Consider the following 24,898-nt stretch of genomic DNA (forward strand, 5'->3'; position numbering starts at 1 on the left):
CGCATGACGAATGAAGCAACCGGCGGCGCCGACGGCGCGGCCGTGCTGGACCCGATAGAGATCCGCGTGCTCGCGGTGCTGGCCGAGAAAGAAGCGCTCACCCCCGACAATTACCCGATGTCGCTCAACGCGATCGTCAACGGCTGCAACCAGCTGTCGAGCCGCGATCCGGTCATGCAGCTGACCGACGAAGTGGTGCAGGACACCCTGCAGCGCCTCATCGAGCGCAAGCTGGTCAACGGCATCTCGCAAGCCGGCGCGCGCGTGACCAAGTACGAGCACCGCATGCGCATCAAGTGGACCCTGGAGCAGGACAAGGTGGCCGTGCTCGCCGTGCTGATGCTGCGCGGCCTGCAGACCGCCGGCGAGATCCGCACCCGCACCGGGCGCCTGCACGAGTTCAAGAGCGTGGCCGAGGTCGAGACCGCGCTGCAATTCCTGATCGATAAATATCCGCCGCTGGTCGCGCGCCTGGAGCGGGCGCCGGGCACCAAGGAGCCGCGCTACGGCCATCTGCTGGGCGGGGAGATCACCATTGTCGCCGGCAGCGAGCAGGTGAACAGCGCGGCCGCCGGGATGGCCCAGGGCGGCCGCATCGGGCAACTTGAACAGGAAGTCGCCGCCTTGCGTGGCGAACTCGAAGACCTCAAGGCGCAGTTCGAGGCGTTTCGCCAGCAGTTCCAGTGAGCGGAGCCGCGTAGCTCAACTCCACCACCGCGTCGTCGCTCCATTCCGGCGACGCGAGCGGCACCTCGAAGGAATCGCCTTTCGCCTTCAGCTCCAGGGTGCGATCGCCTTCGCGCAGCAGTGCGGCGCTGACCGGACCGTCGGCGTGGAAGCCGAAGCGGGCCTTGCGCTTCTCGTCGAAGAAGCTGCACCAGTCGCTCGTCAGCATGATCGTGTTGATGGTCAAGACCCAGAACAGCGGAATCTCTTCCTTGGCGATCGCCACCATCACCTTGCATTCCAGGCGCAGGTCGCCCAGCCGGCGCTGGTTGGCGGCCAGGCCGGGCGTCCTGATATCGGGCATGGTGCGGTAGAGGCGGCGCTTGCGGTTCAGTTCCAGCTCGCTGTCGGCGTCGGCCGCCGCTTCGCTGCGCGGCACCTCGAAGCGGCCGCCGGCGTCGATGGGAACCGGCAGGCTGAATCCGCCGTCCCCGACCAGGCGCGCCGCCAGGGGCGCCGGCGCGTCGTCCGCCTTGCGCGCCGTGAGCCGGAACACCAGCCGATCGACCGCCGGGGCCAGCTTGTGGTGCTTGTCGAAGGCGTCCAGGCCGGCCAGGATCGCCTTGTACTTGCGAAGCTCCGGATCGCGGATCGCGTTGACGTGAACCGGATCCAGCTCACGGACCGGTTCGTTCTCCGCGGCGATTGCGGCGCCGCAGAAAAGAAGGCCCGCAACAGCAGCTATGGCGAGGGCGCGCATGCCGCGATCAGCCCTCATCGCGCCAGCGGCGCAGGCGCATGGCCGCGAAGATCATCGCCGCGCCGGCCAGGGCGCCCAGCCACACACCCGGGCTGGCCAGTGCGGTGTACGAGTGGGCCAGCAGGATGGCGCCGTTCAGGTGGCCGTCCATCTGGGCCAGGCTCGAGTTGTCGAGGTCGGCGAGCCAGATGCCCGGCAGCAGACCCAGCAGGCCACGGGCCACGACTTCCTCGACGAACCAGTCGACATTCAGGGACAGGTTGGCGAAGCGGCCGATGATGAAGTCGACCCATTTCAGCACCACGATCGCGACCAGCGGCGTGCCCACGGCCCACAGGAAGACCTTCGAGCGAGCCCAGGCCGAGACCATCAGCAGCCAGCCCACGGTCGGCAGCGCGAACAGGATGTACAGCGGCAGGAAGGCGAACAGGTAGAACGGCGACAGGTACAGGTTGCCGTCGGCCAGCACCGGTGCGATCAGGTTCAGGCCCTTGGCGGCGGCGCCGACCAGGCCGATCATCAGCAGCAGGAGCGAGGAAGCAACGCCTACGGCGATCGTGATCATGGGCGCGACCACCAGCGCGGTCACGACCTTGGACAAGACGGTTTCCTGGTCCGACATCGGCAGCGACTTCCAGAACAGGATGCTGCGGTCGCGGCGGTCGTCGTACAGGGCGGCCATGCAGTAGAAGAACACGACTACCGGCAGCATGATGAACAGCGGGGCCGCGGCGCCCAGGTAGCCCGAGGCGAGCAGGTCGGCGATCCTGCCGCGCACGTGGTGCGGGATGCCCTGGATCGACGCCACATGGGTGCCATCCACCTGGATGTTGGCCATGTCGGTGGTCGCCAATCCGTAGACGTAGCCGCCGCCCATGAGCAGGACCAGCGCGGCCGCCACTACCACGGGCGCCCAGAAGAAGGCGCCCTTGTGCTCCCAGAACTCGCGCCGGAGCAGCCATTTCATCGTATTCATGCGTAGGTTCCTTTCATGGTGGCGACGAACAGGTCGGCCACGCTGGGGTTGCGGGTTTCGCCGAGGGTGGCCAGCTGGTCGCGCGAGACACCGGCGCGGTTGGCGTCGAACAGCATCACGGACTTGCCGAACACGGTGCGCTGGTCGAGCGGCTGGAGGGCATTGGCGGCCGGGATCTTCTCGGCCGGCACCATCACTTCCATGTAGCGCTCGCCGATCTCGTCCATCGAGGCCGACAGCACGATCTTGCCGTCGCGGATGAACAGCAGGTCGGTCAGGATGTGCTCGACTTCCTCCACCTGATGGGTGGTGATGATGATCGTCTTGCCTTCGTCGAAATAGTCTTCCAGCAGGTTCTGGTAGAACTGCTTGCGGTAGATGATGTCCAGACCCAGAGTCGGCTCGTCCAGCACCAGCAGCTTGGCGTCGATGGCCATCACCAGCGCCAGGTGCAGCTGGACGATCATGCCCTTCGACATTTCCTTGACCTTCATCTCCGGGCGCAGCTTGGTGTGGGCGATGTAGCGCTCGGCCTTGCTGCGGTCGAAGCGTGGATGCACGCCGGACACGAAGTCGACCGCATCCTTGACGCGCAGCCAGCGCGGCAGGATGGCGACGTCGGCGATGAAGCAGACATCCTTCATCAGCTCGTCGCGCTGGGTGCGCGGGTCGAAGCCCAGCACCGACAGCTCGCCTTCGAAAGGCACCAGGCCCAGGGCTGCCTTGAGAGTCGTGGTCTTGCCGGAACCGTTGGGACCGATCAGGCCGACGATGCGCCCGGCCGGGATATCGAAGTCGACGCCGTCGACCGCCACCCGCTTGCCGTAGCGCTTGGTCAGGCCGCGCGCGGAAAGCACGGTGCTCATGCCGCACCTCCCGGGTTAGGCAACGAATCGGGCGACTGCGCCGCGGCGCGCAGCAGCTGCTCCAGGTTCAGGCCCAGGCGGCGGATGCGCTCGACCATCGCGGGCCATTCCTCGCGGATGAAACGTTCGCGTTCCGTCGACAGCAGTTTTTCGCTCGCTCCTTCGGTGACGTACATGCCAATTCCCCTTCGCTTTTCCACTAAGTTCTCGTCGACCAGTTCCTGGTAAGCCTTCGAAACCGTGATCGGATTCAATTGATATTCGGCCGCGATCTGGCGGACCGAGGGCAGGGCGTCGCCGGCCTTCAGCACGCCGTCAAGCATCATGCCCACCACCCGCTCCTTAAGCTGGCGGTAGATCGGGGTGTTATCGTTCCAGCCGACTGACATCGTGGGCCTCCCTAGCGTTGCGGCGCAGCGTGGTGATCATCCCTGCCTCCTTGTTGGTGATGTGATGAAGTGGTGTTGTAGTGAAGTATAACAGTGGTTTTGTTAGTGTCAACATACATACGCCAACTATTTCGGCAGGGGCGAGCGGGCGCGGTCCGGCGCGGCGCTTTGGTAGGATGGCGGCTGACAAGCGAAGGAGATCGAACATGCTGAAATGCCCGAATTGCGGCGTCTCGCCCCTGGTGCACGCCACCCGGGACATGGTCTACACCTACAAGGGAAAGAGCACGACGATTCCGGACGTGATCGCGGATTACTGTTCCGGCTGCCGCGAGGTGGTGTGCACGCGCGGGGAGGAAGAGCACTACGGGGAGCTGATCAAGGCTTTCCGCAAGCAGGTCGACCTGGAGGCGGGGCAGGATATCCGCAACATGCGCAAGAAGCTGGGGCTGACCCAGCAGAAGGCGGATGAGTTGTTTGCGGACGAACCGGGCGAGTTCGCCAGGTTCGAGGGTGGGCAGGCGGAGCCGCCCGCGGCTCTGGTCAAGATGCTGCGGCTACTGGGTGCGCATCCGCAGCTGCTGGACGAGGTACGTTAGCCACAAAACCGTCGCACCGGCGAAGGCCGGTGCCTAAGTTCGTTGTACCGTCGGAGCGCAAAACTTGGGCGGAACAATGCCAGTGGCATTGTTCCGGCCGTCACCGGAACGACGTGCTAGCGGCGCGTGCTGGGTTTTAGAGCTCGGACAGGTCGTGGCGCGTGATCGTGCCGTCAGCGGCCAAGGCAATCCACCCGCCCCGCACCGGTTCCGCATCGAGCTCCCAGTCCGGCAGCACATAGCGCAGCCTGCCCTCCGTGTCGTGCACGGCGGGACGGTGCGTGTGTCCGTGAATGATGATCGAAGCCTCGGCCTGGTCGAACAGCTCCTGCACCGCTTCCGGCGTCACATCCATGATTTCGTAGGACTTGCCCGCATGCGCTTCGCGGCTGCCTTCGCGCAGCCCGGCGATGATGGCTTTGCGCTGCGCCAGGGGCATGCCGAGGAACTGCTGCTGCCACGCGGGATCGCGCACCTGGGCGCGGAACGCCATGTACCTGGTGTCGAGCGTGCACTGGGCGTCGCCATGCACGAGGGCGATACGGCGCCCGCCGGCTTCGATCAGGTGGGGTTCCCGCGCCAGGCTCAGTCCCGCGGCTTCGGCGAAACCGCTGCCGACCAGGAAGTCGCGGTTGCCGGCCAGCCAATAGACGGCGACCCCCGCATCCGCAACAGCGCGGATGGCGGTGATGACCTGCTGATGGAAAGGCTCGGCGAGATCGTCGTCGCCGGCCCAGTATTCGAAGATGTCGCCGAGCAGGTAGAGCTGCTCGGCATGCAGCGCCGGCCCGGCCATGAAGCGGAAGAAGGCCTCGGCCGTGCGCGGGTGCGATTCCTGCAAATGCAGGTCAGAAATGAAAAGCGCGAACGAGCGCGCGGGCATCGTCATTGGATCGACAGGTGCTGCATGTGCCTGCGCGCTCCCTGCTTAGACGACTTCGACTTTTTCGATCACGACCGGATCGACCGGCACGTCCGAGTGCATGCCGCTGCGGGTGGTCTTGACGTTGTTGATCGCGTCCACCACATCCTGGCCCGAGGTCACCTTGCCGAACACGGCGTAGCCCCAGCCGTCCTGGCCCGGGTAGTTCAGGAAGGCGTTGTCCTTGGTGTTGATGAAGAACTGGGCCGATGCCGAGTGCGGCGCCGAGGTGCGGGCCATGGCGAGGGTGTACTTGTCGTTCTTCAGGCCGTTCTTGGCTTCGTTCTCGACGGTCGCGTCGGTCGCCTTTTGCTTCATGCCCGGCTCGAAACCGCCGCCCTGGATCATGAAGTCCTTGATCACGCGGTGGAAGATGGTGTTGCTGAAGTGGCCCTTGTTCACGTAGTCCAGGAAGTTGGCAACGGTCTTCGGCGCTTTCTCATCATCCAGTTCGATGGTGATGTTGCCCTTGTTCGTGGTCATGAGTAAGGTGGTCATGAGAGTGTCCTGTTCAGTTGGTTATTGTTGATGGTGTTCAGTGGGCGCTATTTTACAAGCTTGTCGCCCTTCAGGAGGGTGGCGGACTTAATGAAGATCGGGGTGACCGGCACGTTTTCCATGCCGCGCACGTCGTCCACCACCACGGCCTTGATCTTGTCGACCACTTCCTGGCCCTTCACGACCTTGCCGAACACGGTATAGCCGGAGCCGTTCACGTTCGGGAAGTCGATGCCGGAGTTGTCGGCCACGTTGATGAAGAACTGCGAGGTGGCGCTGTCCGGATGGTTCTCGCGCGCCATCGCGATCGTGTACGGCTTGTTCGACAAGCCGTTATCCGATTCGTTCTTGACCGGCTTGCGGGTATGGCGGCCCTCGAACTTCTCGTTCATGCCCCCGCCCTGGATCATGAAGCCGTCGATCACGCGGTGGAAGATCGTGCCCTTGTAAAAGCCCGATTTCACATAGGCCAGGAAATTGGCGACGTTCTTGGGAGCTTTTTCCTGGTCGAGCTCGACGACGATCTCGCCCATGCTGGTCTTGATCGAGACCTGGGGCAGGTCGGCGGCCAGGGCCGCGCCGCTCAGGAGCAGGGCGCCGGCGGCGGCGAAACTGGCGAGGATGGAACGGCGGGACGTCTTCAACGTGGTCATCTGGCTTCCTCTGATGGACATGGCGCAAAGTGCTGTCAAGGGTTTACCCGAAAATAAAGCTGGGCCATATGCGGCCAGACGGGATTTTATCAATGCTATACTTTGTGCAGAACGACCCATTCTATCAAATAAGAACAACACCGAGGATACAGACGAACCCGACACTGGCCGCCAGGCTTTGCCCTTGGCGGCTATTGCTTTGCCGGTCCGACTTCCTCCCGGAACCAGATTTCAATGAGCCAACTCAAGATTTACAACACGCTCGCGCGTGACAAGCAGGTGTTCGTGCCCAAGGTGGCAGGCAAGGTCGGCATGTATGTGTGCGGCATGACCATCTACGATTACTGCCACGTCGGCCACGCGCGAATGATGATGGCTTTCGACGTCGTCTACCGCTGGCTGCGGGCTTCCGGCTACGACGTCACCTATGTGCGCAACATTACTGACATCGATGACAAGATCATCAAGCGCGCGGTCGAGAACAACGAAACTATTCAAGCGCTGACCTCGCGCTTCGAGAAATACATGGACGAAGACACGGCCGCGCTGGGCATCCTGCCGCCGACCGTGGTGCCGCACGCCACCGCCTACGTCCCGCAGATGCTCGACATCATCGAGAAGCTCGAGCAGAAGGGCCTGGCCTACAAGAGCGAGGACGGCGACGTCAACTACGCCGTGCGCGGCTTCGACGGCTACGGCAAGCTATCCGGCAAGTCGCTCGACGACCTGCGCGCCGGCGAGCGCGTCGACGTCAGCGGCGGCAAGCGCGACCCGCTCGACTTCGTCCTGTGGAAGGCCGCCAAGGAATCCGAACCCGAGGAAGCCAAGTGGGATTCGAAATGGGGCAGGGGCCGTCCGGGCTGGCACATCGAGTGCTCGGCCATGTCCTGCGCCACCCTGGGCGAACACTTCGACATCCACGGCGGCGGCGCCGACCTGCAGTTCCCGCACCACGAGAACGAGATCGCCCAGTCCGAAGGCGCCTTCGGCGGCACCATGGTCAACTACTGGGTCCACAACGGTTTCGTGCGCGTGGATAACGAGAAGATGTCCAAGTCGCTGGGCAACTTCTTCACGATCCGCGACGTGCTCAAGAAGTACGACGCCGAAGTGATCCGCTTCTTCATCCTGCGCGCCCACTACCGCAGCCCGCTGAACTATTCCGACGTCCACATCGACGACGCCAAGGGCGCCCTGAGCCGCCTGTACACGGCGCTGGCCGATGTCGACCTGGGCAGCGAAGCGCCGGCCGTCAACTGGGACGAAGAGCACGCCGTGCGCTTCCGCGAAGCCATGGATGACGACTTCAACACCCCGCTGGCCGTGGCCGAGCTGTTCGACCTGGCCAGCGAAGTCAACCGCACCAAGTCCATCGAGACTGCACGCCAGCTGAAGGCCCTGGCCGGCGTGCTGGGCCTGCTCGAGCGCACTCCCCAGGCCTTCCTGCAGTCGGGCGGCCAGGAGCAGGGCGGCCTCGACGAAGCCGCGATCCTGGATGCCATCGCCCGCCGCGCCGACGCCAAGAAGGCGCGCAACTTTGCCGAAGCGGACAAGATCCGCGCCGAACTGACGGCTGCCGGGATCATCCTGGAAGACAAGCCGGACGGAACGGGCTGGCGCCGCGCGTAATGGCAGCGAACAAGGACAAGGCGGGCGTGGCCACGCCAGGGGCAGCCGTTGCCGACTCGGGGTCGGCCGACTCAGCGGGAGCCGCGTCCGACATGCTGTCGGTACCCGCCTACTGGGCCGAGGCCAAGCTGGAGCTGATGCAGCGCGACCGCATCATGAACAAGCTGATTCCCCAGTTCGGCGACCTCCACCTGCGCGGCCATCCCGACCCCTTCACCACGCTGGCGCGCTCGATCGTGGGCCAGCAGGTGACGACCAAGGCCGCCGACGCGGCCTGGGACAAGCTGCTCGTACTCTGTCCAAAGCTTTCCCCCAGCCAGGTCATCAAGGTGGGCGCGGCCCAGCTGGCCGGCTGCGGCCTGTCCAAGCGCAAGACCGAATACATCCTCGACCTGGCCGACCATTTCAAGGCCAAGCGGGTCCATGCCGACCTCTGGTCGCAGATGGACGACGAGGCGGTCATCGCCGAGCTGGTCCAGATCCGCGGCATTACGCGCTGGACAGCGGAGATGTTTTTGATATTTAATCTGCTCCGGCCGAACGTCCTGCCCCTCGACGACCCCGGCCTGATCCAGGGCATCAGCCAGAATTACTTCTCGGGCGAGCCGGTGTCGCGCAGCGATGCGCGCGAGGTGTCGGCCAATTGGGAGCCCTGGCGAACAGTTGCTACATGGTATTTATGGCGCAGCCTCGACCCAGTATCTGGGGCGGGTACGGTAAAATAGCGCCCAGACTTGCCGCGCGCACGGAAACGCAGCGGCCACGAAATAATCCGGAGGTACAATGACTAAAACAACTTTCCTCAATTTTGAGCAGCCTATCGCCGAGCTGGATTCCAAGATTGAAGAGCTGCGGTTCGTGCAAGACGATTCCGCCGTCGACATCTCCGAAGAGATCGACCGCCTGGCCAAGAAGAGCCAGCAGCTGACCAAGGACATCTACGCCAAGCTGACCCCATGGCAAGTTTCGCAGATCGCGCGCCACCCGCAGCGTCCGTACACCATGGACTACGTGAACGCGATCTTCACCGACTTCCACGAACTGCACGGCGACCGCACCTTCGCGGACGACCAGTCGATCATCGGCGGCCTGGCCCGTTTCAACGGCCAGCCCTGCATGGTGATCGGGCACCAGAAGGGCCGCGACACCAAGGAGCGCGCGATGCGCAACTTCGGCATGCCGCGTCCGGAAGGCTACCGCAAGGCCATGCGCCTGATGAAGCTGGCCGAGAAATTCGGCCTGCCGATCTTCACCTTCGTCGATACCCCGGGCGCTTTCCCGGGCATCGACGCGGAAGAGCGCGGCCAGTCGGAAGCGATCGGCCACAACCTGTACGTCATGGCCGAGCTGAAAGTGCCGCTGATCGCCACCATCATCGGTGAAGGCGGTTCGGGCGGCGCGCTGGCGATCGCCGTCGGCGACGCGGTGCTGATGCTGCAATACTCGACCTATTCGGTGATCTCGCCGGAAGGCTGCGCCTCGATCCTGTGGAAGACCTCGGAGCGCGCCTCCGATGCGGCCGACGCCCTGGGCCTGACCGCGCACCGCCTCAAGGCCATCGGCCTGATCGACAAGATCGTCAACGAACCGCTGGGCGGCGCCCACCGCGACCCGGCCCAGATGGCCCAGCTGCTCAAGCGCGCCCTGGCCGACACCCTGCGCCAGTTCCAGGGCATGAAGACCAAGGACCTGCTCGAAGCCCGTCACCAGAAGCTGATGGCCTACGGCAAGTTCAAGGAAACCCTGCCGCGCGAAGAGTGAGTCGTTCCAAAGCCGGGGCCCTCCCGGCCGCATTTGCGCAGGCCATCCACGGCCTGCGCGCGCAGTATCCCTTTGCTTCCCTCGCAGTAGCCCTCAGCGGCGGACTCGATTCCATGGTCCTGCTGCGCCTTGCCCATGCCTGGGCGCGGGAAGAGGGCATGCCGCTGTTCGCCTTCCACGTCCATCACGGGCTCAGCCGCAACGCCGACGACTGGCTCGCCCATTGCGAACGCGCCTGCGGGGAACTGGGCATCGCCTTCGACGTTCGCCGCGTCAATATCCCCAAGGACAAATCCGGCACGGAAGCCGCCGCGCGGAAGCTGCGCTACGCGGCCCTGGGCGAGATGTGCCGCGCGCATGGCGCCGGCGTCCTGCTGACCGCCCACCACCTCGACGACCAGGCCGAAACCGTGCTGCTGCAGCTGCTGCGCGGTTCCGGCCCGGCCGGCTTGTCGGGCATGGACGCCGCCAACCGCGCGCCCGGCCTGCTGGGCAGCGAGGAGCTGGTGATGGCGCGTCCGCTGCTGCCGCATGCGCGCGCGCAGCTGGAAGCGTATGCGTTTGAGGCGGGCCTGGCCTGGGTCGAGGACGAGTCGAACCTCGATCCGCGCTACGCCCGCAACGCCTTGCGCCACCAGGTGATGCCGGCGCTGGCAGCGAACTTTCCCGGCTTCCAGGACCGCATCGCCCGCAGCGCGGCGCACGCGGCCTCGGCCCAGCGCCTGCTCGACGAGCTCGCCGCCCAGGACCTAACCGCCAGCCTCGACGGCGATGCGCTCGACCTGGCGCGCATTGCCGGGCTGAGCCAGGACCGCATCCATAACCTGCTGCGCCACCTGTTCACGGTGCGCGGCCTCGCCATGCCCTCGACCGCCTGGCTGGGCGAGATGGTGGCCCAGCTGTTCTCGGCGCGCGAGGATGCGCAGCTGAAGGTGACCCATCCCGGCTGCCACATCCGCCGCCATCGCGGGAAGCTGCATATCACGCCGCGCCTGCCCGACCTGGACGGCATGCGCGATCCGGACGACATCGGCGTACTCCATCACGAAGGCGAGGCCTTCCGTTGGGCGGGCCAGGCGGCGATCGCTTTCCCGGCCTATGGCGGCGTCCTGCACATCGAGCCCGCCCAGCAGGGTTTCGACGCCGCCTGGCTGCGCAGCCAGGAGCTGACGATCGACTTCCGGCAGGGAGGCGAGCGCCTCAAGCCGGCCGCCAACCGTCCCACCCGCAGCCTCAAGGCCCACTTCCAGTCCCTCGGCGTGCCCGCCTGGGAGCGCGAGCGCCTGCCGGTAGTGAAGCGCGGCCTGGATCTGCTGTATGCGGCGGGAATCGGCATGGACTGCCATCACTTCGGACGGGAAGGGGCGCAGCTGGTCGCCCTGCGCTGGGAGTCGACGCCTGGCTAATGTATAGACAAATTTCTATGCGAAAACGGTATTACTTTATTTTCTTTTCGTATAGCTTTTTATCTTTACGAGCCTTGTGATGACGCGTTGCAGCATGCTAGAGTAAGGGTCCCCTTTGATCTTTCTACAAGCTGGAACCCTTCCCGATATGGCTTTAATTGTCCACAAATATGGCGGAACGTCGATGGGCTCGACGGAACGCATCAAGAATGTCGCGGCCCGCGTGGCCAAGTGGCATGACGCAGGTCACCAAATCGTTGTCGTCCCGTCCGCCATGTCGGGCGAGACCAACCGCCTGATTGCGCTGGCCAAAGAGATCATGCCGCAACCGGACCCGCGTGAACTGGACATGATTGCCTCGACCGGCGAGCAAGTCTCGGTCGGCCTGCTGGCCATGGCGCTGCTGGCGATCGGCAAGGATGCAGTCTCTTACACCGGCTGGCAAGCGGGCATCCGCACCGACTCGGCCTTCACCAAGGCGCGTATCCAGTCGATCGACGACACCCGCGTGCGCGGCGATCTGGATGCGGGCAAGATCGTGATCATCACGGGCTTCCAGGGCATGGACGAGGACGGCAACATCTCGACCCTGGGCCGCGGCGGTTCGGACACTTCGGCGGTGGCGATCGCGGCCGCGCTGAAGGCGGACGAATGCCTGATCTACACCGACGTGGACGGCGTATACACGACCGACCCGCGCGTGGTCACCGAGGCGCGCCGCCTGCAGAAGATCACCTTCGAGGAAATGCTCGAGCTGGCCTCGCTGGGCTCGAAGGTGCTGCAGACCCGCTCGGTGGAATTCGCCGGCAACTACCAGGTCCCGACGCGCGTGCTGTCGTCGCTGACCGACCCCCTGATGGACCTGGCCGAGGAAGCCAGCTCCGGTACCCTGATTTCGTTTGAGGAAGAGAGCAACATGGAACAAGCCGTCATCTCCGGCATCGCCTTCAATCGCGATGAAGCCAAGATCACCGTCCTGGGCGTCCCGGACAAGCCGGGCGTCGCCTTCCACATCCTGGGCCCGATCGCCGATGCCAACATCGAGGTCGACATGATCATACAGAACCAGTCGGTCGACGGTAAGACCGACTTCACCTTCACGGTCTCGCGCAACGACTACGTCAAGGCGATGAACGTGCTGGAAGGCCAGAAGGAATCGCTGGGTGCGACCAAGGTGATCGGCGACGCGAAAGTGTCGAAGGTCTCGGCCGTGGGCGTGGGCATGCGTAGCCACGTGGGCGTCGCTTCGCAGATGTTCCGCACCCTGTCGGAAGAGGGCATCAACATCCTCATGATCTCGACTTCGGAGATCAAGATTTCGGTGCTGATCGACGAGAAATACATGGAGCTGGCAGTGCGTGCACTTCATAAAGCATTTAATCTCGAGCAAGCTTAACAATTTTCAAAATTTTGGGCGTGCGTCCTTGACGCAAGACGCACCAGCCCTTAAGATGCGTGCACTCAGCGCTGACTGAAAGGTCGGAACTGATTGGAGGCGTGGCCGAGTGGCCGAAGGCACTTCCCTGCTAAGGAAGCATACGGGCTTAAACCTGTATCGTGGGTTCGAATCCCACCGCCTCCGCCAAGTTACAAAGAAAAGAGCGACCGCAAGGTCGCTTTTTTCTTTTCCGCGGCTGAACAGGCGAGTAGAGCGCCTGCGCGCTCTACGGGTGGGAGTCGAAGCTGCGCGCGTGCTCGCGCGCAGGCGGCCTGCAGCATGTAGGCGAATCCACCGCCTCCGCCAAGTTACAAAGAGAAAAGCGACCGCAAGGTCGCTTTTCTCTTTTTCACGTCATATCAGGCTGGTAGAGCGTCTGTGCGCTCCACCGTGCTGCCATGGCCTGGGCTACTCGACAAAAGCCTCTTCGCGCTTCTTACGCATGGCGGGCAGCATCACCATCACGAGTGCTACCAAGGACGCGGCGAGCATCGTGGCGCTGATCGGGCTGCTCAGGAACACCATCGGATCGCTGCGCGAGAGCAGGAGGGCGCGGCGCAGGTATTCTTCCATCATCGGTCCGATAATGAAGCCAAGCATCAGCGGCGCCGGCTCGCATTCCAGCTTCGCGCAGAGATAGCCGAACAGTCCGAACAAAGCCATCAGGTAAATATCGAAATCGCTATTGTTTAGGCTGAATACGCCGATTGCGCAGAACAGCAGGATGGCCGGATACAGCATGTGGTAAGGCACCATGATCATGCGTACCCAGAGGCCGATCATCGGCAGGTTCAGCACGATCAGGAAGAAGTTCCCGATCCACATCGAGGCGATCATCCCCCAGAACAGGGCCGGCTGCTCGGTGATCACGCCGGGGCCGGGCTGGATACCCTGGATGATCATTGCGCCGATCATCAGCGCCATCACGGGGTTCGACGGAATTCCCAGGGTCAGCATCGGGATGAACGAGGTCTGGGCGCCGGCGTTGTTGGCCGCTTCGGGCGCTGCAACGCCTTCGATCGCGCCATGCCCGAATTCCTTTCTGTTCGGGGAGAGTTTCTTTTCGATCGAATAGGAGGCGAACGACGAGAGCATCGCGCCGCCGCCGGGAAGGATGCCGAGCAGTGCGCCGAGGCCGGTGCCGCGCAGGACCGGGGCGACGATGCGCCGCAAATCGGCCCTGGTCGGGAACAGGCCTTCCACCTTCTTGATCGTCATCGTGCGGGTTGCCTCGTGCTCCAGGTTGCGCACGATCTCGCCCAGCCCGAACATCCCCATCGCCACGATGACGAAATTGATGCCGTCCGCCAGCGGTGGCAGGTCGAAGGTATAGCGCGTGGCGCCGGAGTTGACGTCGGTACCGATCAATCCGAAGATCAGGCCGACCACGACCATGCCCAGGGCCTTGATCAGCGAGCCGTGTGCGAGCACGACGGACGCTACAAGGCCGAGCGTCATCAGGGAAAAATACTCGGCAGGGCCGAACGCGAGCGCGAGCTGGGCCAGCGGCGGCGCGAACCACGCCAGCAGGAAGGTGGCGACGGTGCCGGCAAAAAAGGAGGCGATCGCCGCCGTGGCCAGCGCGCGCCCCGCCTGGCCCTTGCGCGCCATTTTGTAGCCGTCCAGGGCAGTCACCACCGACGAGGCCTCGCCGGGAAGATTGACGAGGATGGCGGTCGTGGATCCGCCGTACTGCGCGCCGTAGTAGATACCGGACAGCATGATCAGCGCCGACACGGGCGGCAGGCCGAAGGTGATCGGCAGGAGCATGGCGATCGTGGCGGTCGGGCCGAGGCCCGGCAGCACACCGACAGCAGTCCCGACGAACACGCCGAGCAGGCAGTAGAACAGGTTGGCGAGCGTGAAGGCGGTGTCGAAACCCAGCCCCAGATTGGCAAGCATCTCCATCATGGCCTCCCGTCAGGCGCCGAGCCAGGGGCCCACGACAGGCAATGGCAAGCCGAGCGCCTTCACGAACAGCAGGACGCAGAAGACGGTCGCGCCGATCGCCAGCCCAATTGACGGCAGCCAGCGGAACTTGACGCTGCCGCAGGCACTGACGAGGATCAGCACGGGGATGGCGATCACCAGTCCGGCGCCGCGCACCAGGAAGCCAAACAGCAGGACGGCGCCCAGGATCAGGACCATGTCCTTCCAGGCGAATCGTTCGAGCGCTTCGCCGTCCGTCGTGAGCGAACCGATCAATGTGATCATGCCGATGGCGCCCAGCACCCAGCCCAGCATGGTCGGAAAAAAGCCAGGCCCCATTTGCCCTGCGGTTCCCATGGGGTATTCACGAGCAATGAGCACGGTGGCGAGGCTGATGGCGAGGAACATGATCCCCGACCAGAAATCCTTCGGACTGCGAATAGTGGATCGCATGGCGATGTCTCCTGCTAGATGTTGACGAGAGTGGGCGAGACACGGCCTCACCCGTCGCCGATGGCGGCCGGTGGGACGTTTGCTGGCAAGGAAAGGGAGAATGCCGCGGTGCGGTCGCAGGCGCCCGGCCGGGCGCCTGCACCGCGTCGCCGCTGCTGCCGGACCCTAGCGCGCGGCCTTCAGGTTCGAGGTTTTGGTCACCTCGCGCCACAACGCGAGTTCGCTGCCCAGCATCGAGCCGAACTGGGCCGGTGTACCGCTGAAGGATGATGCGCCCTCGCTGGCCAGGCGGGTCTTCATCGACTCCGAGGCGCCCAGCTCGTTGATCGCCTTGTTCAGCCTGGCCACGACCGGTGCGGGCGTGTTCGCCGGCGCCAGGACGCCCCACCAGGTGGTGATGTTGTAGTTGGGGACCCCGGTTTCCGCAATCGTCGGCGTGTTCGGGAACAGCGGCGCGCGCGCGCCGCCCGTCACCGCGAGCAAGTCCAGGGCGCCTGTCTTGACGTGCTGGGCGATGGCGGGGATCGTGGTGAAGAAGATCTGGGTGCGGCCCGCCAGCAGGTCCGCCGTCGCCGGCCCGCTTCCCTTGTAGGCAACGTGGGTCATGTTGGCCCCGGTCCGCTGCTTGAACAGTTCTCCCGCAAGATGCAGCACGGTGCCGGGACCGGAGGACGCGAAGTTGATCCCTTCCGGTTTTTTCTTGGATGCCGAGATCAGCTGCGGGATCGTTTTCGCACCCACATTCTTGTTCGATACCAGGATCAGCGGCGCGCGTCCGATCATGGCCACGGGCGCGTAGTCCTTGACGACATCGTAGGAGGGCGTGCTCTCGGTCGCCGCATGGGTGACGAACGACGAGCTGACGAAGAGCAGGGTGTAGCCGTCCGGATCCGACTTGGCCACCATCTTGGAGCCGATCGCGCCACCGCCGCCGCCGCGGTTGTCGACCACCACAGGCTGGCCCAGCTTCTCGGACATTCCTTTGGCCAGGGCGCGGGCGACGTTGTCGGTGCCGCCGCCGGCGGCGTAGGGAACCACCAGGGTGATGGCCCGGGTCGGATAATCCTGCGCCATGGCGGCCAAGGGCAGCGACAGCAGCGCGGCTGCGGCGGTGGCGAACAGAGGCGGGAAGGTCGTAAATTTCATTGCAGTCTCCTAGTTGTATTCAACACGTTGGACAATTTCCTGTCGAGTCCTATCGACGTGCTGCCTGTCGCAGGACGACACTGTGGCGCTTTCACAAATACAGTCTCGCGCGCCGCGATTGATTTGTATATTGCAAATTTTCTTGTTATTGATGCGGGATGCGCATTAGCGGCGGCGCATGCAGGCGTGCCGATCAGTCGGCGGATGCCAGCCCGCGCGTGTTCTTGGCTGCACGGACGACAGCCCGCCATTTCTCGAGCTCGGATTGCACCAGGCTGCGTAGTTCCGCGGGCGTGCTGGTTTTCACCTCCGCACCATCCTGTTCGATACGGCCGATGACCACGGGATCGGCCAGGACCTTCCGCAGCAGCTCGTTGAGCCTGTCGACCACCGGAGAGGGGGTGCCTGCGGGAGCGAACAGCGCATACCACTGGGTGACATCGACGCCGTCGACCCCGGCTTCCGCCAATGTCGGGACCTCGGGCAGGACAGGGGTGCGCCTGGGCCCGGCAACGGCCAGTGCACGCAGCTTGCCGTTCTTGATCAGGCGCGCCGCCGTAAACAGGCTGGGGAACATGAAGTGCGCCTGTCCCGCCATCGTCGCGTCGACCGCGTGGGCGGCGCCATCGTAGGGCCGGTGCTGCATGTCCGCCCCTGCATTCAGCGCGAACATGGCGCCGGCGAAGTGCGGCGCCGTGCCGATGCCGGCCGAGGCATAGCGATACTTGCCCGGCTCACTCCTGAGGCGCGTTACCAGGCCGCCGACGCTGCTGAGGTCAAGGTCCGGGCAGGCCACCAGCAAGGTCGGCGAATAGCCCACCAGGCTGATCGGCTCGAAATCGGCCACCGGGTCGTAGCGCAGTCTTTGCAGCGCCGGGTTCATCGCATGCGTTGCGATATAGCCGAACATGAGCGTGTGGCCGTCCGGCGCACTGCCGGCGACGTACTCGGCGGCGATCGTCCCGTTGGCGCCGGCCCGGTTGTCGACGATGACAGGCTGTCCCAGCAGCTCGCCGAGTCTTTGCGCGATGGTCCGGGCGATCGTATCGTTGCCGCCGCCCGCAACGGTAGGCACGATGATCCTGACCGGCCTGGAAGGGAAGAGGGGGACTGCGGACACCGCGACGGACGGATTCGCTACATGTTCCCGTTCTTCGGCAGGCTGCGCGCTCATGGCTTCGACCGCCTTGGACAGCACATAGTCCGGGATATGCAGTTCGCCCTGCAGGATCTTGCGGGCGGTCCGCAGCAGCGACGCGCGTTTGACCTGCGCCGACGCCCCGGTTCCTTCCACGTCCACCTCGATATCGATGCGGCCGGCAGGATGGAGCACAGAGACCTTGCCGACGCCCGCGGCGGACTCGCTGCGGCTGGCCACGGTCCCGGACAGTGCGAATGCGCTCGCCACCCCGATGGCGCCGGTGACGGCATGCGAGGCGTGGCAGCGCCGCGGCGTGAAATAGCGCGACGTGATGCTTTCGGCGCTGTCGCCCGCGCTGACCAGGACCGGCTTCGGTACGACGCTGTTCGACACGTCCCCCAGGCCCATCATGTCGCCCGCAGCCCTGCGCAGCGCCTCGAGCCGCTCGAGCAGGCCCTGGTTCGAATCGAGTTCGGCCGGGCTCTCGCTGCCATGCAGGCCGAGGTCGCCGGCGCGGACGATCATCAGGGGCATCGCGGCGTCAATGCAGGTGACCTCGACGCCATCGATGGTGTCGATCCGCCGGCCGGTCGGGAACACGCTTCCCGTGACGGCGCCCCAGGCATCGAGGAAGTTCAGGTGGATGGGCGCCGCGGTTCCGGCGACGCCATCGATCCGTGCGTCGCCGTCGTAGGTGATCCGGCGTCCCGGCGTCTGCACGGTGACTTCGATGCGCGAACCGGTATTCACGTTGAAGATGCGCGCGGTGGTCGTGCCGTCGGCGGCTTCGATCAGGCCCTGCTCGAGCGCGAACGGGAGCACGCCCGACAGCATATTGCCGCAGTTCGGGCGCGTGTCGACGGAGCGCTGGCCGACCCCGACCTGGGCGAACAGGTAGTCGAGATCGCAGTCCGGCCGGGTCGAGCGCGACACGATCGCCACCTTGCTGTTGAGGGTGCTGCCGCCGCCCACGCCGTCGAGCTGCAGCGGGTCGGACGCGCCGATGGCGCCGATCAGGACCTGGTCGCGTGTCTCGTCGTCGTCGGGCAGCCACTCGCGCAGGAAGAAAGGGCCGCGCGAGGTGCCGGCGCGCATCAGTACACAGGGGAGAGTTTTGCTCATGATGAGGACTGCCGTCAGAAGTTGTGGCGCACGCCGAGATTGAAGGCCTTGTCGCCGCTGCCGCTGTCGGTGGCGTTGCCGACCTTGAACGCGGCGCCGTTGCGGTTGTTGATCACCGCGTATGCGGCATAGAGGTCGGTCCGCTTCGACAGGTACACGTGGTAGGCGATACCCCACTGGGACGCATCCCTGCCGGCGGCCGTCTTGTCGTCGTGGCGGACGTGGGAGAACAGCAGCTTGTTGGCGCCGAAGGGCACCGCCACGCCTGCCAGCATGTCCTTGCTGTCCGCCGGGCCCGGCCCCTTGTTGACCGCATACGAGGCGTAGACGGTCACCGGCTTGAACTTGTAATTCCCGGATAGCAGCGTATTTCGCGTGGTATCGGTCGCGGTGGCGTTGTTGACGCGGTGGTGGGCCAGCTGGATGGTCAAGGGACCGCCGGCGTAGCCGACCGAGCCCCCCATCTGGCGGCTCCTGCTGCTGTCGCCGGCCACTTCGCCGGCCGCGTAGGCAAGATCGACCCGGACCCCGGCAAATGCCGGGCTCACGTACTCGACCATGTTGTTGGCGCGGGTATTGGTGACGAACAGGTTCCCCGAACGCCCGGCCAGGCTGACCGCGCCGAACGGGTCGCCGATATCGCGCAGGGTCTTGTAGTAGGGCGTGTACTGGCGCCCGAGCGTGACGGCGCCGAACTTGCCGCTCAGGCCCACGAAGGCCTGGCGCCCGAACAGCGCGCCGCCCTGGCCGGATGCGCCGGTATCGATATTGAAGCCGCTTTCGAGCTGGAATACCGCCGCCAGGCCGCCGCCTAGGTCTTCCTTGCCTTTGAAACCGAGGCGCGAGCCCGACGCGACACCGCTGCTGATGTTGGTGACAGGACCCGCCTCGCCGCCGCTTTCGCGCACCAGGCCGGCGTCGACGATACCGTAGATGCTGACATTGGTCTGGGCCATCGCGCCTGTCGAGAACAAGGCCAGCAATGCCAGCCCGAGTTTGGATATGTTCATGGATGTCTCCTTTCGGTGTTTTGGATATGCAGCGCCGCACGGCGTACGGACGTGTCGGGTCCTTGCGTACGTCGCACAGCGAAAAACCATGGCTGGGTGCGTGCCCCGGGCGCTTTGGCACCCCAGGGCCGCAAGCCCGCTTATTGCGGGTCGGCGCGTCCGGCGCGGCTGCGCAGGACCCGGTCCACCATTTCCCCCGACAGGCCGAGGTAGTTGGCCGGATCGCACAAGGAGGCCAGTGCGGTCAGGTCCAGGTGCCGGGAGATTTCCGCGTTCTCGGCCAGCAGGTCGAGCAGCGGGCGGTTCTCCCTGATCGCGACGCGGCAGATGTCGTACACGAGATCGTGGGCGTATTCGCGGCCGATGTAGGGGCCGAGCCCCATCATGACGGCCTCGGACACCACCAGGCCATTGGTGAGGTCGAGATTGGCGCGCATCCGGGCCGGATCCACCTCCAGTCCTTCCAGCACGAAGCGCGACTGGGCCAGCGCGCCCGCCGTGAGACAGAAGATTTCCGGCAGGACGATCCATTCGATTTCCCATGGACCGGTCGAACGTTCGTGATCCGCCACATTGGCGTCGAGCAGGGCGGCGGCATGCTGGCGTACCACGCTGATGCAGGCGTGGATATAGCAGGACGAGATCGGATTGCGCTTCTGCGGCATCGTGCTGCTCGAGCCGCGGCCGTGTGCGAACGGTTCGTAGACCTCGCCGACTTCGGTCTGCATCATCAGCTTGACATCCATCGACAGCTTGCCCAGGGTGGCGCTGACCAGGCCGAGGAAGCAGCCCACCTCGGCGATGTTGTCGCGGATCGTGTGCCAGGCGATGTCGGGCTGGCCCAGGCCGAGCTCCCGCATCAATCCTGCCTGGGTGTCGAGTCCGCCTTCGGCCAGGGAGGCGAGGGTGCCGGAAGCGCCGGCGAATTCCCCCACCAGCACCCGTGGGCGCAGCTGCGCCAGGCGCTCGCGATGGCGCTCGACCGCGCTCAGCAGGCCGGCCATCTTGTAGCCGAAGGTGATCGGCACCGCCTGCTGCAGGTTGCTGCGCCCGATCATCGGGGTATCGCGATGGCGCGCGGCCAGGTCGGCCATCGCGGCCGAGATGGCGGCCAGTTCGCTGTCCACCAGATCGAGCGCCTCGCGGATCTGCAGCACGGTGGCGGTATCGGTGATGTCCTGGGTCGTGGCGCCCCAGTGGCAGTATTCACCCAGCTTGTCGCGGCACAGCGCGTTGATTTGCGATACGACGCCCAGGACGGGATAGCCGATGCGCTGGGTTTGCTCGGCAAGTTTTGCCATATCGATTTTCTCGAGTACGCAGTTGCGCACGATCTCCTCGGCGGCTTCCGCCGGGATGATGCCCAGGCGGCCCTGGACCCGGGCCAGCGCGGCTTCGATGTCCAGGTATTTACGGGTGCGGTTCTCGTCCGACCAGATCTGGCGCATCGCTGCGGTGCTGAAGATGTTGCCGAAAATGGCCGAGTCGATGATGGTAGCGGGCATGGGAGTCTCCTGGATTCGTCTAGCAAGCGGGATGGGCCGGGGATGCCGGCGGCTGGTTCAGAATGGCGCGGGCCCTGAGCAGGACTGGCTGGTCGACCATTTTTCCGTCGACCTGGACGGCGCCGGAGGCGGACTGCGCCGCCGCCAGCACCCGCGCCGCCCATTCGCGCTGCGCGTCGGTGGGCGCCAGCATCGCGTGGACGGTGGCGACCTGGCGCGGATGGATGCACATCTTGGCGCCGAAACCGCATGCGCGCGCCAGGTCGAAGTCGCTGCGCAGCGCGGCGTCGTCGTCGAGTGCGGCCGTGATGCCGGCCACCGGCGGCGCCAGCCCGGCGACCCGCGATGCGAGGGCGACGCGGCTGGCCGGATACAGCAGGCCGCGCGGATCGTCCGTCAGGCCGAGGTCGAGGGCATAGTCGAGGGTGCCGAAGGCCAGCCGTTCCACGGCCGGCGCCGCGGCGACGGCGTCCACCGCGTGCAGCCCGCTGGCGGTTTCGATCAGCGCGATCACGCCCGTGCCTGGAACCAGGGCGGCGGACAGGCGCTCGAGCTGCCGGCGCGATTCGGCCTTGGGCAGCATGATTGCGCAGGAATCAAGGGTGCGCACCAATGCCAGGTCGGCCTCGAACCATGGGCTGGCATCGTCATTGATGCGCACCACCAGCTGCGCTCGGTGTCCGCGCGCCACGGCGCACCAGGCGGCGAGGGCCGCGCGGGCCGCGTCCTTCTGGTCCGGGGCGACCGCGTCCTCGAGGTCGATGATGACGGCGTCGGCGCCGGCATCGAAGGCTTTCGCGAAGCGGTCGGGGCGGTTGCCCGGAACGAAGAGATAGCTGCGCGCGCTGTGCGGGGCGTCGGGGTTCATATTGCCTGCTCCGTGCGCAGCTGCGCGATCCGCGGCGCGCCGTATCCGAGTTCGGCCAGGATCGCATCGGTGTGCTGTCCCAGCGCCGGCACGGCATCCATGCGCGGCTTCTGCTGTTCCCAGGAACCGGGGGGCAGCAGGGCCGGAATGTTGCCGACCGGCGAAGCGACTTCGGTCCAGCGGCCGCGCGCGGCCAGCTGCGGATGGGTCCACACCTCGCTCATCGTGTTGACGTTGGCGTTGGCGATCTGCGCCTCGTCCAGGCGGGCGACCACCTCGGCCGCCGTCAGCGGCGCGAAGGCGGCGACGATCAGCGCACGCAATTCCGCGCGGGCGGCGCTGCGTTTCGAATTGCTGGCAAAGCGTGGATCGGCGGCCAGTTCCGGCGTCAGCAAGACCTTGCTGCAGAAGAGCGCCCATTCGCGCTCGTTCTGCAGGCCCAGCATGACCGTCTTGCCGTCGCCTGCCGGGAAGGGGCCGTAAGGATAGATCGTCGCGTGACTGGCGCCGGTGCGCGGCGGCGGCGCGGCGCCGTCGAAGGCATAGTAGAGCGGATAGCTGGTCCATTCGACGAGCGACTCGAGCATCGAAATGTCGATGTGCTGGCCGCGCCCGGTCCTCCCGCGCTGCAGCAGGGCGGCCAGGATATTCGTGTAGGCATACATCCCGGCCGAGATGTCCGCGATGGACGGTCCCGCCTTGGCGGGTTCGTCGGGACTGCCGGTCACCGAGACGAATCCGGCCTCGCTCTGGATCAGCAGGTCGTAGGCCTTCTTGTCGCGGTAGGGACCGTCGCTGCCGTAACCGGAGATGTCGCATACGATCAGTCCGGGTTTGGCCTCGGACAGCGCGGCATACGACAGACCCAGGCGGGCGGCGGCGCCCGGCGCCAGGTTCTGCACCACGACGTCGGCCTGTTCCATGATCAGCCGTCGCAGGATGAGCTGCGCTTCCGGATGCTTGACATCGAGGGTCAGGCTTTCCTTGGAGCGGTTGGTCCAGACGAAGTGCGAGGCCATGCCGCGCACCCGTTCGTCGTAGCCGCGGGCGAAGTCGCCCACGCCGGGACGTTCGATCTTGATCACGCGGGCGCCGAGATCGGCCAGCTGGCGCGTCGCGAACGGGGCGGCGATCGCATGTTCGAGCGTGACGACGGTGATGCCTTCGAGCGGTCTCATTGCGCGCTCCCGGCCGGGGACCGCAAGGTCGCGCGGGCATCCATGGTCAGCCAGCCCTGGTGGTCGCGGGCCCACAGGTGGATGCCGCCGTCGGCCAGCCGGCGCCCGCAGACGTAGAAGTGGTGGATGTCGAATACCGGCCGCAGCGCGCGGAACGCGAAGCTGGCCACGACCGCGTCCGGCAGGTGCTCGCGCAGCAGGTCGAGCAGCAGGGTGGCCACCAGGGGACCGTGCACGACCAGGCCCGGATAGCCTTCGATGTCGGTCACGTAGCGGCGGTCGTAGTGGATACGGTGGCCGTTGAAGGTCAGGGCGGAGTAGCGGAACAGGAGTACGTCGTCGGGGACCACCAGACGCTCCCACTGGGCCTCGGCGGGGGCGGCCGTGGGCGCCGGCTCTGCCGCATCCGGCTGCGCCAGGTCGCGGTAGACGATGTCGTGGAATTCGGTCAATGCCGCTGCGGTTTCGCTCCGGCGGCGCACTTCGTGCTTGACCTTGACGAACACCAGCTTCCCGGTACGGCCTTCCTTTTCGGTCACATTGTCGATGGTCGAGGTCCGGACGACTTCTTCGCCGATATGCAGCGGCGCATGGAAGCTGAACTGGCTCCCCGCCCACATGCGGCGCGGCAGCGCCACCGGCGGCAGGAAGCTCCCTCGCTTGGCGTGCCCATCCGCACCGACCTCGGACTGGCGATACAGGGGCAGGAAATACAGCCAGTGCCATAAGGGCGGCAAGACCGTGCCCGGCTGCGGCCGCTCGGCGGGCCGGTCCAGGGTCGCGGACAGCGCCGCATAAGGCGTGGCGGTCAAGGTATCGGTCACGGTCTCGCTCCTGCCGATCCACTCTTTCAGGTTCATGGTCGTCTCCCCGCTATCCTGTTCTTGCAATAGCTATAGTTTCGCGCTAGGGTATTGATTTGTATATTGCAAATTTTCTTGGGATTGATGCGTCATGAACATGAATTTCGACCTGGCCGATTTGCGCGCGTTTGTCGCAGTGGCGGAACTGAACAGCTTCCGGGCCGCCGCCGATTCCATCCATTTATCGCAGCCGGCACTGAGCCGCAGGATCGAGAAGCTCGAGGCGGCGCTCGGCGTGCGCTTGTTCGAGCGCACGACCCGTACCGTGAACCTGACCGCCGTCGGGCGGGATTTTTCGCATAAGGCGCGCAGCCTGCTCGACGATCTCGAAAATTCGCTGCTGAGCATGCAGGCAGTCGCGGCGTCGCAACTGGGCGAAGTGGTGATCGCCTGTATACCGTCGGCCGTGTATTACTTCCTGCCAAAGGTGCTGCAAACCTTCCATGAGCAGTATCCGCGCATTCGGGTTCGCATCGTGGACGACAGCGCCAATGGTGTACTGGAAAGCGTGGCGCGGGGAGAGGCCGACTTCGGGATCAATATCGTCGGCACACAGGAACCGGAGATTGCCTTCCAGGTGATCCTGAAGGAACCATTCGTCGTGGCCTGTCATCGCGCGCATCCGCTGGCTGGACGGCAGCAAGTGACGTGGGCGGAACTCGCGCAGTACGACTTCATGACAGTCGACAAAAGCAGCGGGAACCGGCTGCTGGTCGACCTCGCGCTTGCCAACTCGAACGTGCGTCCAAGCTGGTGTTTCGAGGCGAAACACGTCTCGACGCTGCTTGGACTGGTGGAGGCGGGACTCGGCATCGCGGTCGTACCGCGCTTGTCGATGCCCCAGGGCGAGCATGCGACCCTGGCGCAGGTGGCCCTGGTCGAGCCCACGATCGACCGCAATGTGGGCTTGATTCGCCGTCACGGCCGGGAGCTTTCTCCATCGGCGCGCAAGCTGTATGAGCTGATTGAATCACGATGGCCGCTTGACGGCGGCCACCCGCACAGCTGAGCTGCTGCGCCAGTGGGATGGGCCCGCCGTGGCGAGCCATTCCCGCCATGCGTCCATGCCTCCTCGGGTTCGCACGCAGGTGCTTCGAGCACTGGCGGAGGCATGCATGAG

Annotated in this window: 24 protein-coding genes and 1 tRNA gene; 9 read left to right on the forward strand and 16 right to left on the reverse strand. The window is 65.2% G+C overall.

Going from position 1 to position 24,898, the window contains the following annotated elements; all coding sequences use genetic code 11:
• The first annotated feature begins 3 nt into the window (after nucleotides 1-3).
• Nucleotides 4-687, forward strand: a complete 684-nt coding sequence (locus J8847_RS06905) for a YceH family protein (protein WP_211523951.1) — start codon at nucleotides 4-6, stop codon at nucleotides 685-687.
• Here J8847_RS06905 and J8847_RS06910 read toward each other — a convergent pair.
• Genes J8847_RS06910 through J8847_RS06925 form a run of 4 tightly spaced genes read right to left on the reverse strand, consistent with a single transcriptional unit; the run spans nucleotide 647 to nucleotide 3,657 of the window.
• Nucleotides 647-1,426 (reverse strand): hypothetical protein, encoded by a 780-nt coding sequence (locus tag J8847_RS06910; protein ID WP_211523952.1) that lies wholly within the window; start codon nucleotides 1,424-1,426, stop codon nucleotides 647-649. The two genes, J8847_RS06905 and J8847_RS06910, sit on opposite strands and share 41 nt — an antisense overlap.
• Before the next feature lie 7 nt (nucleotides 1,427-1,433).
• A complete protein-coding gene (locus J8847_RS06915; protein WP_211523953.1) occupies nucleotides 1,434-2,402 on the reverse strand; it encodes a hypothetical protein in 969 nt (322 codons plus the stop codon).
• Nucleotides 2,399-3,268 (reverse strand): ABC transporter ATP-binding protein, encoded by an 870-nt coding sequence (locus J8847_RS06920; RefSeq protein ID WP_211523954.1) that lies wholly within the window; start codon nucleotides 3,266-3,268, stop codon nucleotides 2,399-2,401. The genes J8847_RS06915 and J8847_RS06920 overlap by 4 nt, the downstream gene beginning before the upstream one ends.
• The gene (locus tag J8847_RS06925; RefSeq protein ID WP_211523955.1) at nucleotides 3,265-3,657 is read right to left on the reverse strand and encodes a GntR family transcriptional regulator; all 393 of its coding nucleotides are present in this window, start codon (nucleotides 3,655-3,657) and stop codon (nucleotides 3,265-3,267) included. Before J8847_RS06925 ends, J8847_RS06920 begins: the two co-directional genes overlap by 4 nt.
• Nucleotides 3,658-3,863: 206 nt before the next feature.
• Here J8847_RS06925 and J8847_RS06930 point away from each other — a divergent pair, with 206 nt between their 5' ends.
• On the forward strand, nucleotides 3,864-4,256 hold the full coding sequence (locus tag J8847_RS06930) for a type II TA system antitoxin MqsA family protein (RefSeq protein ID WP_211523956.1): 393 nt from the start codon (nucleotides 3,864-3,866) through the stop codon (nucleotides 4,254-4,256).
• Between the two features lie 136 nt (nucleotides 4,257-4,392).
• Here the strand turns inward: J8847_RS06930 and J8847_RS06935 are convergent, their stop codons facing one another.
• From J8847_RS06935 to J8847_RS06945, 3 genes are read right to left on the reverse strand one after another with little or no spacing between them, the layout of a single operon-like run.
• Nucleotides 4,393-5,145, reverse strand: a complete 753-nt coding sequence (locus tag J8847_RS06935) for a UDP-2,3-diacylglucosamine diphosphatase (protein ID WP_211523957.1) — start codon at nucleotides 5,143-5,145, stop codon at nucleotides 4,393-4,395.
• A gap of 39 nt (nucleotides 5,146-5,184) precedes the next feature.
• The gene (locus J8847_RS06940) at nucleotides 5,185-5,676 is read right to left on the reverse strand and encodes a peptidylprolyl isomerase (RefSeq protein WP_211523958.1); all 492 of its coding nucleotides are present in this window, start codon (nucleotides 5,674-5,676) and stop codon (nucleotides 5,185-5,187) included.
• Nucleotides 5,677-5,723: 47 nt separating this feature from the next.
• Nucleotides 5,724-6,329, reverse strand: a complete 606-nt coding sequence (locus J8847_RS06945; RefSeq protein WP_211523959.1) for a peptidylprolyl isomerase — start codon at nucleotides 6,327-6,329, stop codon at nucleotides 5,724-5,726.
• Between the two features lie 234 nt (nucleotides 6,330-6,563).
• On the opposite strand from J8847_RS06945, the gene cysS reads away from it, so the two are divergent.
• The 6 genes from cysS (at nucleotide 6,564) to J8847_RS06975 (ending at nucleotide 12,710) form a co-directional block, all read left to right on the forward strand.
• Nucleotides 6,564-7,958, forward strand: a complete 1,395-nt coding sequence (cysS, locus tag J8847_RS06950; protein ID WP_211523960.1) for a cysteine--tRNA ligase — start codon at nucleotides 6,564-6,566, stop codon at nucleotides 7,956-7,958.
• Nucleotides 7,958-8,683, forward strand: coding sequence for a DNA-3-methyladenine glycosylase (locus tag J8847_RS06955; protein ID WP_211523961.1), 726 nt, complete (start codon nucleotides 7,958-7,960; stop codon nucleotides 8,681-8,683). The genes cysS and J8847_RS06955 overlap by 1 nt, the downstream gene beginning before the upstream one ends.
• 58 nt (nucleotides 8,684-8,741) lie before the next feature.
• Nucleotides 8,742-9,719, forward strand: coding sequence for an acetyl-CoA carboxylase carboxyltransferase subunit alpha (locus tag J8847_RS06960; RefSeq protein WP_211523962.1), 978 nt, complete (start codon nucleotides 8,742-8,744; stop codon nucleotides 9,717-9,719).
• Nucleotides 9,716-11,125: a tRNA lysidine(34) synthetase TilS gene (gene tilS, locus J8847_RS06965; RefSeq protein WP_211523963.1), complete on the forward strand. Its 1,410-nt coding sequence runs from the start codon at nucleotides 9,716-9,718 to the stop codon at nucleotides 11,123-11,125. The genes J8847_RS06960 and tilS overlap by 4 nt, the downstream gene beginning before the upstream one ends.
• A 148-nt stretch (nucleotides 11,126-11,273) precedes the next feature.
• Entirely contained in the window at nucleotides 11,274-12,521 is a 1,248-nt protein-coding gene (locus J8847_RS06970; protein WP_211523964.1) for an aspartate kinase, read from the forward strand.
• 95 nt (nucleotides 12,522-12,616) lie between these two features.
• A tRNA-Ser gene (locus J8847_RS06975) sits at nucleotides 12,617-12,710 on the forward strand.
• Between the two features lie 261 nt (nucleotides 12,711-12,971).
• On the opposite strand, the gene J8847_RS06980 is transcribed toward J8847_RS06975, so the two are convergent.
• The 9 genes from J8847_RS06980 to J8847_RS07020 form a co-directional block, all read right to left on the reverse strand.
• Nucleotides 12,972-14,471 carry a tripartite tricarboxylate transporter permease gene (locus tag J8847_RS06980; protein ID WP_211524051.1) on the reverse strand — a complete coding sequence of 500 codons (1,500 nt, stop codon included), beginning with the start codon at nucleotides 14,469-14,471 and terminating at the stop codon, nucleotides 12,972-12,974.
• Nucleotides 14,472-14,483: 12 nt separating this feature from the next.
• Nucleotides 14,484-14,945, reverse strand: a complete 462-nt coding sequence (locus J8847_RS06985) for a tripartite tricarboxylate transporter TctB family protein (protein WP_211523965.1) — start codon at nucleotides 14,943-14,945, stop codon at nucleotides 14,484-14,486.
• A 165-nt stretch (nucleotides 14,946-15,110) separates the two neighbouring features.
• Nucleotides 15,111-16,091, reverse strand: a complete 981-nt coding sequence (locus J8847_RS06990) for a tripartite tricarboxylate transporter substrate binding protein (RefSeq protein WP_211523966.1) — start codon at nucleotides 16,089-16,091, stop codon at nucleotides 15,111-15,113.
• Between the two features lie 193 nt (nucleotides 16,092-16,284).
• Nucleotides 16,285-18,354 carry a 4-oxalomesaconate tautomerase gene (locus J8847_RS06995; protein WP_211523967.1) on the reverse strand — a complete coding sequence of 690 codons (2,070 nt, stop codon included), beginning with the start codon at nucleotides 18,352-18,354 and terminating at the stop codon, nucleotides 16,285-16,287.
• Nucleotides 18,355-18,368: 14 nt separating this feature from the next.
• Complete coding sequence (locus J8847_RS07000; RefSeq protein WP_211523968.1) at nucleotides 18,369-19,364, reverse strand: porin; 996 nt, start codon at nucleotides 19,362-19,364, stop codon at nucleotides 18,369-18,371.
• Between the two features lie 140 nt (nucleotides 19,365-19,504).
• Nucleotides 19,505-20,869, reverse strand: a complete 1,365-nt coding sequence (locus J8847_RS07005; protein ID WP_211523969.1) for an adenylosuccinate lyase family protein — start codon at nucleotides 20,867-20,869, stop codon at nucleotides 19,505-19,507.
• A gap of 19 nt (nucleotides 20,870-20,888) precedes the next feature.
• Nucleotides 20,889-21,737, reverse strand: a complete 849-nt coding sequence (locus J8847_RS07010) for a CoA ester lyase (protein WP_211523970.1) — start codon at nucleotides 21,735-21,737, stop codon at nucleotides 20,889-20,891.
• Nucleotides 21,734-22,915 carry a CaiB/BaiF CoA-transferase family protein gene (locus tag J8847_RS07015; RefSeq protein ID WP_211523971.1) on the reverse strand — a complete coding sequence of 394 codons (1,182 nt, stop codon included), beginning with the start codon at nucleotides 22,913-22,915 and terminating at the stop codon, nucleotides 21,734-21,736. Before J8847_RS07015 ends, J8847_RS07010 begins: the two co-directional genes overlap by 4 nt.
• A complete protein-coding gene (locus tag J8847_RS07020) occupies nucleotides 22,912-23,775 on the reverse strand; it encodes a MaoC family dehydratase N-terminal domain-containing protein (protein WP_211523972.1) in 864 nt (287 codons plus the stop codon). The genes J8847_RS07015 and J8847_RS07020 overlap by 4 nt, the downstream gene beginning before the upstream one ends.
• Before the next feature lie 94 nt (nucleotides 23,776-23,869).
• On the opposite strand from J8847_RS07020, the gene J8847_RS07025 reads away from it, so the two are divergent.
• Nucleotides 23,870-24,787 (forward strand): LysR family transcriptional regulator, encoded by a 918-nt coding sequence (locus J8847_RS07025; RefSeq protein ID WP_211523973.1) that lies wholly within the window; start codon nucleotides 23,870-23,872, stop codon nucleotides 24,785-24,787.
• The last annotated feature ends 111 nt before the right edge of the window (nucleotides 24,788-24,898 follow it).

Source organism: Massilia sp. AB1 (assembly GCF_018119385.1).
Classification (GTDB): Bacteria; Pseudomonadota; Gammaproteobacteria; order Burkholderiales; family Burkholderiaceae_D; genus Telluria.